Origin of the sequence: Kineococcus siccus (genome assembly GCF_009906795.1) — a bacterium.
Taxonomy (GTDB): Bacteria; Actinomycetota; Actinomycetes; order Actinomycetales; family Kineococcaceae; genus Kineococcus; species Kineococcus siccus.
Genome location: NZ_JAAALN010000124.1, coordinates 1 through 13,068, shown reverse-complemented (window position 1 = coordinate 13,068; position 13,068 = coordinate 1). Strand labels below are relative to the sequence as shown.

Genomic DNA, 13,068 nt, shown 5'->3' with positions numbered 1-13,068 from the left:
GGCGGACGTAGTCGGCGGGTGAGTGCTCGAGGACCTCGTCGATGACGCAGGTGCGGTAGAAGCCCGTGACCACTGACATGCGCCTGGACACGGTGGAGGCGGCGAAGTGCTGGGTCTCCTGCATCCAGCGGACGTAGAGCTCGACGTGGGGGCGCCGGGCTCGTAGCGGTTCGAGGCTGGGTAGCTGGCACCAGGTGAGGTAGGCGCGCGGGTCGGACTCGGCGTGACGGCGGGTCTCACCGCGGTAGCGGGCAAGGTAGGCGGCCACCGCTAGGCGCAGCGGGTCGGTGCGCCACGTCCCGTCACCAAGGGGGATGGGGAGGCTGTCGGGTGTGAGGCTCGTGGACGAGCATCCTCCTGCGGCGAGCATGCTGGCGAGAGCGCCCGCGGCGCGGCATGACCGCGCGGAGGGGTGATCGGACCGAGCCGGTGCCCCCATCATTCAGACTTGCTGGGTGCGGCTCGGCGAGGCAGTCTGCACCCGGCTGTGTTGGGAGGTCGGCACTACGAGTGACCCGCCGAGCTGATCGAGCGTCAGACTTCCGTGGCTGCTCGAACGTCTGCGGAGTGGAGCAGACTGCTCGTGTGCCGCCCGCAGATGACTCATCCCGAGCTCAACCGCTCCCCGTCTCCGCTTCAAGCCCAGGGGAGAAGTTCGTCACCGTGTGGCGGGTGGTGGTCGTCGTCCTGGGTTTCGCGAGTGGGTATGTCTTCGCAGCACCGGAGTGGACCAGTCCGTCAGCGACGCCCTGGGCCGTCGGCAGTGCGTGCGTGGGACTTGCGGTTGCCGCCGTGGTGAGTCACTTGAAGGTCCACCCTTGGCTGGGCGTGGTGATGGTCCTGGCGGCCTTCCTGGTCGGTATGGGGATCCCGCTATCCAAGGAGGACGCGTTATGGATCATCGCCGAAGTGATGTTCGGTGTTGCAGCAGCGATCTACCTTGTGCTCATTAACCTCCTAGTGCTGGCTGTCCGGTCCAATATGCGGCGACGCTTGCGCGCACCGCGAGACCGATCTTGATGTGACCGCAAGAGTGTCGACCGGCCAGGACACGCGCGACCAGCGGCTACTTGTTCACTGGACCCACGGCATCGGCCCGGCCAGGCTGTGTTGAGGTGCCCGGCGTGACGCTCTTCTGGCGGCTGCCCACTAGCTGGATCAGTGTGGCTCTCTCATGGCGTGCGGAGCGTCGGGCACCGCCCGGCGGGGTGTGGCTCAAGAGAGGTTTGTTCCACTCCAAGTAGCGCTGCCCACCCTTGCCAGCAGTACCGGCCGCACTACCTGGTGTGGCCGGTCGGCGAAGGTGAGGGGGCAAGGTGGACACCACCTCAGGCGTGATCATCGGGATGGATCCGCACAAGCGTTCGGCGACGATCGAGGTCCTCGACCAGCGGCAACAGGTGATCGCCGGCGGTCGCTTTGCCACCGACACCGCCGGCTACCGCGACATGCTCACCGCGGGACGTCAGTGGCCGCTGCGGACGTGGGCCGTCGAGGGCGCGAACGGCATCGGCAAGCACCTGGCTCAGCGCCGTGGTCGCCGATGGTGAGCTGGTGGTGGACGTGCCGGCGAAGCTGTCCGCACGGGTCCGGGTCTTCTCCACCGGGCAGGGCCGCAAGACCGACGCCACCGACGCGCACTCCATCGCCTTGGTCGCAGCCCGCACCACGAACTTGCAACGCGTGGGCGTTGATGGGGAGAACGTCGCGTTGCGGCTGCTGGTGGACCGCCGCGACGAGTTGGGGGTGCTGCGCACGCAGACGGTCAACCGCATCCACAAGCTGCTGCTGGAGCTCATGCCCGTTGGGGCGAAGGCGTTCCTCACTGCAGCCCAGGCCAAGGCGCTGCTGACGAGGGTGCGACCGCGCGACGTCGCCGGCAAGACCAGGCGGGCGCTGGCGGCGGAGAAGATCACCGACCTGGCCGTCATCGATGCGAAGATCAAAGCGGCGAAGAAGCAGCTCACGGCGCTGATCGCTTTGACCGGGTCGCAGCTGCTGGAGTTGAACGGCATCGGCCCTCAGGGGCGGCACGGTTGCTGGGTGACGTCGGCGACGTCGCCTGGTTCCCGACGAAGGGCCACTTCGCGTCCTGGAACGGGACCGCACCCATCGACGCCTCCAGCGGCGACAACAACCGCCACCGCCTCTTGCGGTCGGGCAACCGGCGCATCAACCGGGTGCTGCACATCGCCGCGATCGTGCAGATCCGTCACGACACGCCAGGACGGGCCTACTACCGGCGGAAGTTGGCGGCGGGGAAGTCGCCGATGCAGGCGCTGCGGTGCTTGAAGCGGCGCCTGTCCGATGTCGTCTACCGGCAGAGTCGCCGACGCCGCGCCCGCCGACCCCCTCGACCAGGAGGTCCTCGAACAGTCGAAGATCATGGATGAGCAGGCCCACGCGAGCACGGGTGGCGTGACGATGATGACGGGCCCGGGAGGACAAACGGGGGCGACTACTGGCTCCAGCGCGACCGGCTCGGACCCCGATGCCGGCTCTTCGGAGAAGTCACTTCCCGGACCCGCCGAACCCATCGTCGCTACCCGAAAGCGAACGCGCAAGACCCCTGTTCGAGTCGGCCCTTGACACAGAAGGGTGCCATGAGCGAACGTCCGCGGGGTGGCTGCCCAGCCCCAGGCCTCCGGCTGTACTCGGCCCGTGAGCGTGCGGACTCGCGGCTCGTTCGTGTCAACGCGAGAGAGGTGGGTCGCTGTACTCCCCGAGTGCGTACCGGAGGCGTTGATTGAGATTGTCCAAAGCTGCTTCCAGCTCGGCGTCTCCACCGTCGGCGCCAACCCGTCGCTGTAGACTCGCCACCACCTCGTCGTGAAGCTGATGGCCGAGCACCTGTCCCTGGAGCACGGCTAGGACACCGATCAGCGCAGCCGCGTCGTCCTGCGAGATCGGGCGGGGGCAAAGACCAGCAGTCATGTCTGTCAGCATCGCGCCACTTCCGGCCTGTGTCAGCCACCCGCGCTCAGGCGCGCGACCAGCGGGATGACCGTGATGTCGGCCATCGGTCAGCGGCCCTCTACCGTGCCCGTCGTGGTCTTGGAAGTCGTCGCAGCAGCCGTCCTCGTCGATCAGCGGTTGCTGACGGTCAGCAAGACCGCCGCCGCTCAAGTCTTCTACCTGCCCGGCGGCAAGCCCGACGCCGGGGAGCTGCCGGAGCAGACCCTGGCCCGTGAGCTGTCGGAGGAGCTGTCGACCACTGCCGTCGGTGCCCAGCAGTACCTGGTGGTGCAGGCGCCGGCGGCGTTGGAGGCAGTGCCCATGCGGATGACGGTCTACCGCTGCGGGCTCGCCGCGCCGCCCCGGCTGGCCGCTGAACTGGCCGACCTGCGCTGGATCACCGGTGCGGGCCTGCGAGCCCCCGATGTTTTGGCCCCCGCCTTGCGCGATGTGCTGGTCCCTCGACTGGTGCAGGACGGCCTGCTGGCAACCTGACCAGCCGCGCGCCAAGGAGCCATGAGCGGTCACTTCTCGCGGTGACCCAGGTCGCCGCTACAGCTCAACGCTCGGTGCCGGCCGTCCGCTGCGTGACCTTGTGGACCTCGCCGGCGTGGTCGTAGGTGATCCACTCGCCGACCGGTTCGCCTCGCTCGAAGTGCCCTGAGCGCAGGCGGGTGCCGTCTTTGCGCCACCACTGCCAGTACCCGTGCAGTAGCCCGTCCACGACCGGGCCTCGGGCCCGCACGGAGCCGTCGGCGACGCGCTCGACGCGCTCATGGGCGTCTTCTGGAGTCATCGGCATCGCGGCCTCCTCGCTGCTGCCGCGGACGGTAAACGCCTGGTCGGACATCAACATGGGCGTGAAGTCGACCGACCATGATCGCGCCCGGACGGCGGGATGATCGCGAGGTCGACGGCGCAACAGGCTGGCCGCTGCCTCAGTCGAGGACGTGGACGTTGACCGACGTGAATCGCTGCACGAGCGAGGTGTCCAGTGGCGCGGAGTGCACGAGCTGAGGATCGGCGTTGAAGCGCACCGTGGTCCCAGTCGTCACCGATGGCGGCAGTTCCTGCAGGTCGCCGTGGGGGACGCCGTGTTCGTAGGTCTGGGTCCACGATCCCTCTCGACGGTGGTTGGTGTGCTCCAGCCGGGAGCTGAGGGCGGCGACGATCGACATGCCTCGGCGAGGCAGGCCGTCGGGCAGCACTTCAACGTCAGTGTCGAAGAAGCGCAGGTCCTTCGTGGCCATGACCGGCTTGCGGACCACCTGGCCGTCAGCGCTGCGGCGGGTATCGGTGCCGCGGCCATCGTCGCTGACGGAGATGGAGGCGTCGTCGTGAGCGGTGATGGTGCACGAGCCTGCTCGCCCCAGGGCCCGGGCTTCGTCGTCGGCGTAGGCCAGCACTTCCAGGATGAGGTGCTGGACGCCTCCCCGGGCGTAGGTGGAGGCGTTCTCACGGATGGAGGTCAGGTGCTGCTCGTCGACGGTCGATGACCAGTCGTGCGTGCTAGTCCCGGGCTGCTCAGCGCTCACGAGGCTGATGCTAAGCATCTGCTCGTCGGCTGCCGGCGCCCTGCCTGGATTGCGGGATGACCGGACGTTGGCGACGTCCTGATTGACGTCTTGATCGAGCGAGGTCCGGCCATCACACGGTAAGATCACACTCGACGCCTCCGGTGCCGCTCTCGCGGTGCTCGGAGGCTTTTTGCATGCCCCCAACCTCGCCCCGCCCCGACCAGCCCTCCACCGCCGTCGCTGACAGCGGCCCCGTCACCTACCGGGCGTTGCTGGCCAACCACGAGTTCGCCGGCCTCTACGTCAGCTTCACCGCGACCACCGCCGCCAGCACCCTCTCCGGCTACACCCTGGGCACTCTCGTCCATGCCCAGACCAGCTCACCGCTGCTGACCGCGCTCAGCATGTACGCCGGCACCCTGGCCACCGTCCTGGGTGCGCTGACGCTGATGTCGATCGCCGACACCGCCCGCCCTCGCCGGGTCCTGCTGGCTCTACAGGCCCTGTCGCTGGCCAGCGTGGCCGCCCAGGCGGTGCCGAGCCTGCCGCTCCCGGCCCGGTTCGGGCTGCTGCTGATCACCGGGTTCTTCGCCTCCCTGGGGACCGGAGCCCGGCTCGGGCTGCTCAGCGAGGTCGTCCCCGCCCGCCGCTACGCCCTGGCCCGGTCGCTGATGAACATCACCTCCGGTGGGACAGCCGTCATCGGCTTCACCGCGGCCGCGTTCCTGCTGCGCTTCCTCGACCCTGGCCGGGGCTTCCTGATCTCCGCCGCCCTCGTCGGGGCTGGACTGCTGGCGACCGCGGTCTCGGTGCGCGAGCACTCTGTGCGCCTGACCCGCCGTCCTGGCCTGGCTCGGACATGGGCCACGAACGTAGCTTTGATGCGCCGGGCTGATCAGCGGGTTCTGCTGGTGAACCTGTGGGTGCCCAATGGGTTGATCGTGGGCTGCGAGGCGTTGTTCGTGTCCTACGACAGCACCCACGCGGGACTGCTGCTGGCTGCCGGGGCGGGCGGGATGCTGGCCGGTGACCTGACCGTGGGCCGCTTCCTCACCGCGCCTCAGCGGGCGCGGTGGGCGCTGGGGCTGCGGGTGCTGCTGGCTGCGCCGTTCCTCGCCTTCGCCCTGCACCCGCCACTGGTGGTGGGTGTGGTCGCGGTGTTCTTCGCCAGCGTCGGGTACGCCGCGACGCTGCCGTTGCAGGAGAAGTTGCTCGCCGTGACGGAGCAGGAGGTGCGGGGTCAGGTGCAGGGAGTGGAGTCGGCAGGGCGGATGACCTGGCAGGGACTGGGCGCTGGCATCGCTGGGGTGCTGGCTCAGGGGTTCAGTCCCGCGATCGCCATCGCCGTGGCGGCCGGGTTGTCGCTGTTGATCACGTTCGGGACAGCCGGGCGTGTGCGGTGGCTCAGGAACGGGAAGTCCCAAGTCACGGGCTGATCCCCGTCGGACGGACGGAGACGCATCGTCCTCATCTCGGCAAGACCGCGATGCGCGAGCCGCCGGCGGTCGCCTGGATTGCGGGCTGACCGCGCGCTCAGCTCAGCAGTTGGTACATCACGAAGTCCTGCCAGCGCCCGGCGATCTTCAGGTACTGCGGGGCCAGCCCGTAGCGGGTGAGCCGTTCATCTCCAGCACCCGCTGGGAGCGGACGTTGTCCACCAGCGTCTCCGCCTGCACCCGGTGCAGCGCGAGCTCCTCGAAGGCCAGCCGGGTCATGCGTGCCACGGCGGCGGTGGCCGCGCCGCGCCCGCCGGCGGCCTGGGCGACCCAGTAGCCGAGGCTGCCCGACTGCAGCGCTCCGCGGACGATGCCGTTGAGGGTGATGCGGCCGATGACCGCGCCGGTCTCATCGAGAATGACGTGCGGCAGGTTGGCTGCCTGCTGGTGGGCGTTCAGGGCGGCGTCAATGTCTGCTCGTTGGCCGTCCGGGGTGAAGTAGGACTCCTCGCGTAGCGGTTCGTAGGGCGCTAAGAAGTCGCGGTTCTCCGTGAGTAGGCGCGCCAACACCTCAGCGTCCTGAGGGTCGATCAAGCGGGTGGTGACCATGACGAGAGTGTCCCAGCGTGACGGGTCCCGCCCGGCTGGAGCGTCTTGACGACCCAGCGCTCTTCGACATGACCGTGAAGTCGTCCCCCGGCGGGGGAGTAGGCCTACCGCGTAGGCCGTCGTCTGGGGAGACGGCCCTCAGCACCTGCCAGGAGACCTCTTCGCCGTGAGGTGATCACTGTGGTGGGTGCACTGCCACCCGTGATCACGGGCTGTGCCCGCTCGGTAGGCGGCCGACGCTGGGACAGATCCGCTGAGACGCTGCGACAGATCGGATGAGAGGTGGGACAGGTGTCGTGAGATTGGGACAGATCAGATGAGAGAGGACAGTCGTCGTTGTCCGTTCTCAGTCATCTTGTCCCAGCCCCAAGGCTGTGACCTGCAGCGGGACAGGATGACTGAGACGTGTCGCCGCCGATCTGTCTCAGTCATTCTGTCCTTGCCGAAGATCACGGGGACCCGAGCCGTCGTGGGGTGAAGGTGGTGCGCGCAGCTGCCGAACATTGAAGGGTGAGTGCTCGATGAGCGAGGCCGTCTCGGTGCGGCTGCCTCAGGCCCCCCGCGCCATGGCCCCCTCCGCGGTGCGGTGGGGGCAGGCGGTCCTGGCCGATGTCACCGAGGTGCCGCGGGCGGTGCTGCAGCGCCCGGCAGTGGAGTCGATGACCGCGGTGGTGTGGGCGCTGGCCGCCGCTGCGGACGCCGAGGGCCGCACCTCCGCTGCTCTCACCGCCGGGCTGTTGGCCCAGGAGGCGGGGGTGGGGGACCGGGTGTGGCAGAAGCGCACCGCGTGGCTGCGCGCCCGCGGCTGGCTCCTGCACGGTCCCGGGGGCCAGCGCGACGGCTGGCTGCTGGTCGCGCCATGATCCACCCTCACGCTCAGCCCCAGCCTCAGGCCCCGTTGCAAGGACTGGGGCTGGCTCCCCGACCTCGTCGGTCGCACGCTCTGCGCCACGCCTCCACCGCGGCGGTGGCGACCCGACGCGCCGCATCATGGACGGCCGTGGAGGACGAAGAGCTGACGGCGTGCGTCACTGCGGATGATCTGGAGGCGTTCGCGTTGCGCTGGTCGCGGACCTTCCGGGCGGTGGAGCAGCGCCGACGGCGTCCACGCACCGCGGTCACGCCGACGGGCGGCATGGCTACCGGCACCGGCTGGGTCTGAGCAGCCGCGCGGGTTGCGGGATGACCGGGTCCGAGGGGCCCTAGTCTCGATCCGCACTGCGCATCTGACGGTAGAGCCGCCCCAAGGTGTCGCCGCCAGGCAGAATGATCGTCATGACGACCCCCGTCGACCTGCCTTCGCGCTACGAGGACCTGCGGCCCGAGTTCCGTGCACAGCTGCGCCCCAACCGGTCCTTGATCAATGAGGTCAAGACCGCCTATCAGCGGATGCGTGTGAGCGGTGGCGTGCGGTTCCTACCGGTGTTCGGCCTCAGCGGCGCCGGCAAGACGAGCGCTGCACGGGAGCTCGCTACTCACCTGCCCGACGTTGAGGTCCACGTGCTGCCCAGGGAGGTCGTCGAGGGGAGCGCGCCGCTGGAGACCTCGCTTCCGCAGACCGCGGCTCAGCTTCTGATCGCCGTGGTCGACCAGTTCGAGGAGAACGTGGCCCGCCGTGAAGACATCCCCACCCGCTTCGTGGAAGCTCTGAGCCGGCTGGATCGGTCCCGGCCCAGCACGCCCGTACTGTTCATCTGGCTGACCACCAGCCGGGAATTCCAAGCCGAGCTGGCCGCGGCGACGTCGCGCAACTCGCGGCTGCTCGCCCGGGCTGACTTCGAGCTGGAAGCGCTGCCCCGGAGCGACTGGCCGGATGTGATCGAAGAGACCTTCGAGTTCCACAACGAGGGCAGCGAGCTGGCCGACTTCGAGGTACTACGCCCAAACCTGGAGGACGTCGCGCGGAAGGCCCCCACTCTGGGGACAGCGATTGAGGAAACGGGCGACCACTTCAGTGCTGACGGCCTGCAGGACCTCTCCGAGTACCAAGTGATCATGCTCTGGCCGGTGACGGACGGACAGCGCCTGGCCAACGTCCGCAACTTCACCAACCCCCGGGCTGGCTACCGCCTCGACTGGAACGCCTTCTACCGCGCCCTGAATGTCAACGATCAGCAGCAACTCCCTCTGGACGCCTACAACAAAGCCCGCCTCTACTTCGACGTCCGCCTGGTGCCCATTCAGGCTGCTGACCTCCGGTCGGTCTGCCTGGATCTCACTCAGCCGGACAACCCTCCCTCCAAGAGCTACCTCGACTCGTTCAGCCGCACGCACCTGTTCACCCTGGTCAACGGCACCTGGGACCCAGACGGCTACCGACCGATGAAGGACCATGGGGAGTCATCTCAGCGAGCTAAGGACGCGCGGGCCTGGTACCCCACGGTCAACACCAAGCCGACTGTCCTGGGGCACCGCTTGGCCGCCTGCCTCACTGCCCTGGACCTGCCCGCTAGAGCCGAAAGCGAGGTGAAGACCCCGCACTCAAGGGTCGTCGCGGATGTGCTCGTGAATCGGCCCACCCCGCAAGGCCTACCCGCCGCCCCCATCGACCGACGTCAAGTCATCCTCGAACTCAAGGCCTACGCCCCGGACGGAACGACGCCCTCAGTGATCGCAGGGCAGATCCGCAGCACCTTGAAGAAGCATGCACAGCTTGCGGGGTACGTCCAACGCAGCTGAACGCCCTCTCTGGGTGACGGTGCAACGTCCTTCGACCGAAACAGCAGGAAGTTCTCAAGGTCGCCAAGACCTGCGGGGGAGGATCGGGGTGGCCATGACCGCGCGGACGGCGGCATGGTCAAGTGCTCGGCCGACCATGATCGCGCCCGGAACGCGGGATGACTGCGCGTTACGCCGAGCTGGCCGCCCCTGGAGAGCGGCGCACCCAGGACAGCACGGTCAGCACCGTTGCCGAGTCCAGATCGCGGGCCACCACGTCCGCCGTGGCTCGGTCGTGGGCTCCCAGGACGAGTTCCTGCTGCTGAAGGAAGTCGACGATGTCTCGCCCCTCGAGGCCGGGGTGCTTCGCGTACCGGCGGGGCATGTCGCCGTGCAACGCGGGGGCCTCATCCAGAGCGTGGTGGGGCACCCTGTGGTCCAGGTTGATCCGCATGACGCGGTAGTTCTCGTTGCCTGCTTCGTCGCGTTGAGGAACGAATCCATGCGTCATCTGAGCACCCTCCCGTCGCTGGGGCCGGCGCCCACCGGGTGAGGTTGAGGCCGGCGGACTGCGCTCATCCCGACACGTGCGGACGTCGATGACTTCCTGCTCAGCGGTACGTGTGGCGCTGGGGTCAGTGCAGGACCTCCACCTCGCAGGTGATGCCCGGCGCACGGGACAGGCGGGCGTCGGCGGTGACCAAGACGATGTTCAGGGCCTCGGCCAGGGCGACGTAGGCGGCGTCGTAGCTGGTGACGGTGTGCCTCAGTTCCCAGCAACGACGAAGCAGCGCCCGGTGACCGGCGCGGCGCAGGGGCAGGTCGATGAGGTCGTTCAAGGCGAGGTCGGCGCGGCGAACGGGGAGGCGTCCGCTCGCAGCGGCGCGGCGCAAGACGGAGGCCACCTCGAGGTCGATCACCTCAGGAGCGGTGAGCACCTCGCCGCGTAGACGATCCCGGGCCCGGTCGCCGTCGGGGCCGTCGTCGGCCAGGGCGGGAGCGAGGACGCTGGCGTCAACGACGATCACGAACGGCGGTCACGGTCGTCGTGCACCGCCTTCACGGCGTCGCGGAAGGACAGGCTGCCGCCGGCTCGCCCGCCGGCGCGTTCGAGCACTTCGTCGAGGGAGGGGGTGCTGGCTTCCTCGACGAGCTTGGCGAGGAGGTACTCCTGCAGGGACTGGTGGGCCAGGGCGGCGCGGCGGCGCAGGACGGTGTGCGTCTCGTCGGGGACATCTTTGATCTGAACACTCGGCATGGCGCCATTCTGGCGCTACTGGCGCCGGTGTGCAATCACGTGGCCATCGTCAAGACCGCGAAGTCGCCAGCAGCTCAGGACCGCGCACAATGCGGGATGACCGTGAAGAGGCTCAGGCGGCGGGATGCCTGACCAGACACGAGCAGGCCCTGATGGTCCGGGCTGCGAGGCGCGACCTGCGGCACCATCGGCACCGTGAGCAGCGACTTCTTCGCGGACTTCCAGCTGGAGCATGTGCAGGTGGGCGAGGTGCGCCTGCGGGTGCGCCACGGGGGCAGCGGCCCGGCGGTGCTGCTGCTGCACGGACACCCCCGCACCCACACCACCTGGTGGCAGGTCGCGCCCCTGCTGGCCGCGGACTTCACCGTGGTCTGCCCAGACCTGCGCGGCTACGGCGCCTCCACCACCACCCCCACCCGCGACGACCACGCCCAGGCCTCCAAGCGGGTCATGGCCGACGACGTCCTGGCCCTAATGCGCGCTCTAGGTCACGAACGCTTCGCTGTGGTCGGTCACGACCGCGGCGCCTACGTCGCCCACCGCCTGGCCATGGACCACCCACAGGCCGTGAGCCACTTGACGATCCTGGACAGCGTGGCCATCGGCGACGCCCTGGAGCGGGCCGACGCCGGCTTCGCGCAGCTGTGGTGGCACTGGTTCTTCCTGGGCCAGACGGTGAAGCCGGCCGAGCCGCTCATCAACGCCAACCCGCTGGCCTGGTACCGCCCCGACGCGCCGGCGATGGGGCAGGACAACCAGGACGACCTCGTCGCCGCCATCAGCAACCCGGCGGTGGTGCACGCCATGTGCGAGGACTACCGCGCCGGCCTGGGTGTGGACCGCGTCGCCGACGACGCTGACCGGGCCGCGGGGCGGCGGCTGCAGTGCCCGCTGCTAGTGCTGTGGGCCAGCGGCGATGACATGGGCACCTTGTACGGGGACCCGCTGCAGGTGTGGCGGCCGTGGGTGGAGCCGGGGTCGGGCCGGTTGAGCGGGCACGTCATCGACTCCGGGCATCACCTGTCCGAGGACGCCCCCGACGTCCTGGCCGCAGCCCTGCGCAACGCCCTGACCGCGGGATGACCGCGAGGTCCGGGCGGGGGTGACCGCTCTTCTGCCACGATCGCGCGATGGCTGTCCACCACCCGGCGACGATCGTGCCGACCAAGCTCGAGCTGCTGCAGGCGTGGGTGCCGCACCAGCCCTGGACCGGGGACGCCGACACCTCCGTCCTGACCAGGCTCGGGTCCTACCGCTTCGACGACCCAGACGGCGAGGTGGGGATGGAGACGCACCTGCTGGCCACCGCCGACGGGCAGGTGCTGCAGGTGCCGCTGACGTACCGCGGCGCCCCCAGGGCCGGAGCCGACGACTCCCTGATCACCACGATGACGCACACCACCCTCGGCGACCGCTGGATCTACGACGGCTGCCACGACCCCGTCTACGTGAGCGCCCTGGTCGCCACCGTCGTGACCGGCGGCCGTGAGGCCGACCTGTACGCCGCCAGCGATCACGGGCTGGTGCTGGAGCCGGCCACGACGCACGTGCGCGGCAGCGGTGCCCGGGACGGCGTCCCGCCCCTGACGGCGCCCGTGGTCAGCCACGAGGGGACCACGACGACGATCGACGCCGGCGTCAGGATCGTCCTGCCGCGGGTCGTCGTCGCCGCCGCGACGGGAGCGGGCCTCGTGTTGAGCGGCACGTGGCCCGGGCAGGGGACCCCTCGGGTGCTGGCGACCGTGGACCTCTCGCCGCAGCAGGGCACCCAGCAGCCCGGCCGTGACCGCGATGTCGCCCCCAGCGCGGGATGACCGCGACGTCACCCGCAGGGACACTGGGGTGGTGGTCGCTGCTGGTTCGCCGTTGCCGAGGCACTTCTACTTGTTCTTGGTCATCGTGCAAGCGGTCGTCCTCGCGGCAGCGATCACGTTGGTGGCTGTCGCTGGCATCGACGGTGACCGATCTGGACTGTTCTACCCAGTCTTGCTGTTAGTGATCTTCGTGCCGGGGTTGTCGGGCACGGTCCGTCGTCAACGACGTGCCGTCAGCCGGCGCCAGCGCGTTCTTGATCAGCTAGGCCCGTCGCGGGAAGAGTGATCTTGCGGCCATCGACAAGACCGCGAGGTCGTCGGCCGATCACGATCACGCGCGACCAGCGGGATGACCGCGAACTCGTAGCGCCGGTAATCCAACCGACCAGTCTCGGTGGTGTCTGGCCTCGATGAAGTGCCGTCCCAAGGCCGACACCGGGGGATGGAGTCCCGTGGAGTGGTGTAACTCGTGCGCGTGAAGCGCTGCGGGTTCGGACTATGCCGTGAGCGCCGTGGTCGTGTCGAGGGTCGTGGTCGTGTCGCCGTCCGCGCGGAGCGCGGGGGTGGGCAGGAGGATCGGTTCCGGTGGGGTCAGCAACGCCATCGAGGCCTCGGAGAGGTAGCGGCGCTCTCCGGACTGCCACTCGTCGTGGGCTTCGATGAGAACGCAGCCGGCCAGGCGCAGCAGCGCCTGGGCGTTGGGGAAGATCCCGACCACGTCGGTGCGGCGCTTGACCTCGCGGTTGAGGCGCTCGATCGGGTTGGTCGACCAGATCTTGCGCCAGTGTGCCTCGGGGAACACCGCGAAAGCGGTCACGTCG

Annotated in this window: 14 protein-coding genes and 3 pseudogenes; 9 read left to right on the top strand and 8 right to left on the bottom strand. The window is 69.1% G+C overall.

Annotated features, from left to right (window positions below; all coding sequences use genetic code 11):
* Positions 1-268 (bottom strand): annotated as a pseudogene (locus GTR02_RS14020) (tyrosine-type recombinase/integrase); the annotation flags it as partial.
* 404 nt (positions 269-672) lie between these two features.
* Between GTR02_RS14020 and GTR02_RS14015 the strand changes: the two are divergent.
* The 3 genes and pseudogenes from GTR02_RS14015 (at position 673) to GTR02_RS14005 (ending at position 3,450) form a co-directional block, all read left to right on the top strand.
* Positions 673-1,020, top strand: coding sequence for a hypothetical protein (locus GTR02_RS14015; RefSeq protein ID WP_166608110.1), 348 nt, complete (start codon positions 673-675; stop codon positions 1,018-1,020).
* 326 nt (positions 1,021-1,346) lie between these two features.
* A pseudogene (locus tag GTR02_RS25050) lies at positions 1,347-2,589 on the top strand (IS110 family RNA-guided transposase).
* Positions 2,590-3,048: 459 nt separating this feature from the next.
* Positions 3,049-3,450, top strand: coding sequence for an NUDIX domain-containing protein (locus tag GTR02_RS14005; RefSeq protein ID WP_205709258.1), 402 nt, complete (start codon positions 3,049-3,051; stop codon positions 3,448-3,450).
* A 64-nt stretch (positions 3,451-3,514) separates the two neighbouring features.
* Here the strand turns inward: GTR02_RS14005 and GTR02_RS14000 are convergent, their stop codons facing one another.
* Positions 3,515-3,811 carry a toxin-antitoxin system YwqK family antitoxin gene (locus GTR02_RS14000; RefSeq protein WP_205709257.1) on the bottom strand — a complete coding sequence of 99 codons (297 nt, stop codon included), beginning with the start codon at positions 3,809-3,811 and terminating at the stop codon, positions 3,515-3,517.
* Positions 3,812-3,893: 82 nt separating this feature from the next.
* A complete protein-coding gene (locus GTR02_RS13995; protein ID WP_166608109.1) occupies positions 3,894-4,490 on the bottom strand; it encodes an ATP-binding protein in 597 nt (198 codons plus the stop codon).
* Positions 4,491-4,666: 176 nt separating this feature from the next.
* Between GTR02_RS13995 and GTR02_RS13990 the strand changes: the two genes are divergently transcribed.
* A complete protein-coding gene (locus tag GTR02_RS13990; protein ID WP_166608108.1) occupies positions 4,667-5,908 on the top strand; it encodes an MFS transporter in 1,242 nt (413 codons plus the stop codon).
* A gap of 97 nt (positions 5,909-6,005) precedes the next feature.
* On the opposite strand, the pseudogene GTR02_RS13985 reads toward GTR02_RS13990, so the two are convergent.
* Positions 6,006-6,517 (bottom strand): annotated as a pseudogene (locus GTR02_RS13985) (GNAT family N-acetyltransferase).
* Between the two features lie 521 nt (positions 6,518-7,038).
* Between GTR02_RS13985 and GTR02_RS13980 the strand changes: the two are divergent.
* The 3 genes from GTR02_RS13980 to GTR02_RS13970 all read left to right on the top strand — a co-directional run bounded on the left by GTR02_RS13980 (position 7,039) and on the right by GTR02_RS13970 (position 9,196).
* Entirely contained in the window at positions 7,039-7,380 is a 342-nt protein-coding gene (locus GTR02_RS13980; RefSeq protein WP_166608107.1) for a hypothetical protein, read from the top strand.
* Between the two features lie 137 nt (positions 7,381-7,517).
* Positions 7,518-7,679: a hypothetical protein gene (locus GTR02_RS13975; RefSeq protein WP_205709255.1), complete on the top strand. Its 162-nt coding sequence runs from the start codon at positions 7,518-7,520 to the stop codon at positions 7,677-7,679.
* Between the two features lie 113 nt (positions 7,680-7,792).
* Positions 7,793-9,196, top strand: a complete 1,404-nt coding sequence (locus tag GTR02_RS13970; protein WP_166608106.1) for a P-loop NTPase family protein — start codon at positions 7,793-7,795, stop codon at positions 9,194-9,196.
* Between the two features lie 169 nt (positions 9,197-9,365).
* Here GTR02_RS13970 and GTR02_RS13965 read toward each other — a convergent pair whose 3' ends face one another.
* The 3 genes from GTR02_RS13965 to GTR02_RS13955 form a co-directional block, all read right to left on the bottom strand.
* Positions 9,366-9,686 (bottom strand): hypothetical protein, encoded by a 321-nt coding sequence (locus GTR02_RS13965; protein WP_166608105.1) that lies wholly within the window; start codon positions 9,684-9,686, stop codon positions 9,366-9,368.
* 124 nt (positions 9,687-9,810) lie between these two features.
* Positions 9,811-10,203: a PIN domain-containing protein gene (locus GTR02_RS13960; protein ID WP_166608104.1), complete on the bottom strand. Its 393-nt coding sequence runs from the start codon at positions 10,201-10,203 to the stop codon at positions 9,811-9,813.
* Complete coding sequence (locus GTR02_RS13955; protein ID WP_166608103.1) at positions 10,200-10,433, bottom strand: FitA-like ribbon-helix-helix domain-containing protein; 234 nt, start codon at positions 10,431-10,433, stop codon at positions 10,200-10,202. Before GTR02_RS13955 ends, GTR02_RS13960 begins: the two co-directional genes overlap by 4 nt.
* Before the next feature lie 195 nt (positions 10,434-10,628).
* Here GTR02_RS13955 and GTR02_RS13950 point away from each other — a divergent pair, with 195 nt between their 5' ends.
* Positions 10,629-11,516: an alpha/beta fold hydrolase gene (locus GTR02_RS13950; protein WP_338073808.1), complete on the top strand. Its 888-nt coding sequence runs from the start codon at positions 10,629-10,631 to the stop codon at positions 11,514-11,516.
* Between the two features lie 47 nt (positions 11,517-11,563).
* Positions 11,564-12,247 carry a CG0192-related protein gene (locus GTR02_RS13945; protein WP_166608102.1) on the top strand — a complete coding sequence of 228 codons (684 nt, stop codon included), beginning with the start codon at positions 11,564-11,566 and terminating at the stop codon, positions 12,245-12,247.
* A gap of 496 nt (positions 12,248-12,743) precedes the next feature.
* On the opposite strand, the gene GTR02_RS13940 is transcribed toward GTR02_RS13945, so the two are convergent.
* Positions 12,744-13,068: transposase (locus tag GTR02_RS13940; RefSeq protein ID WP_240895706.1), on the bottom strand; the 325-nt coding region annotated here is incomplete at its 5' end.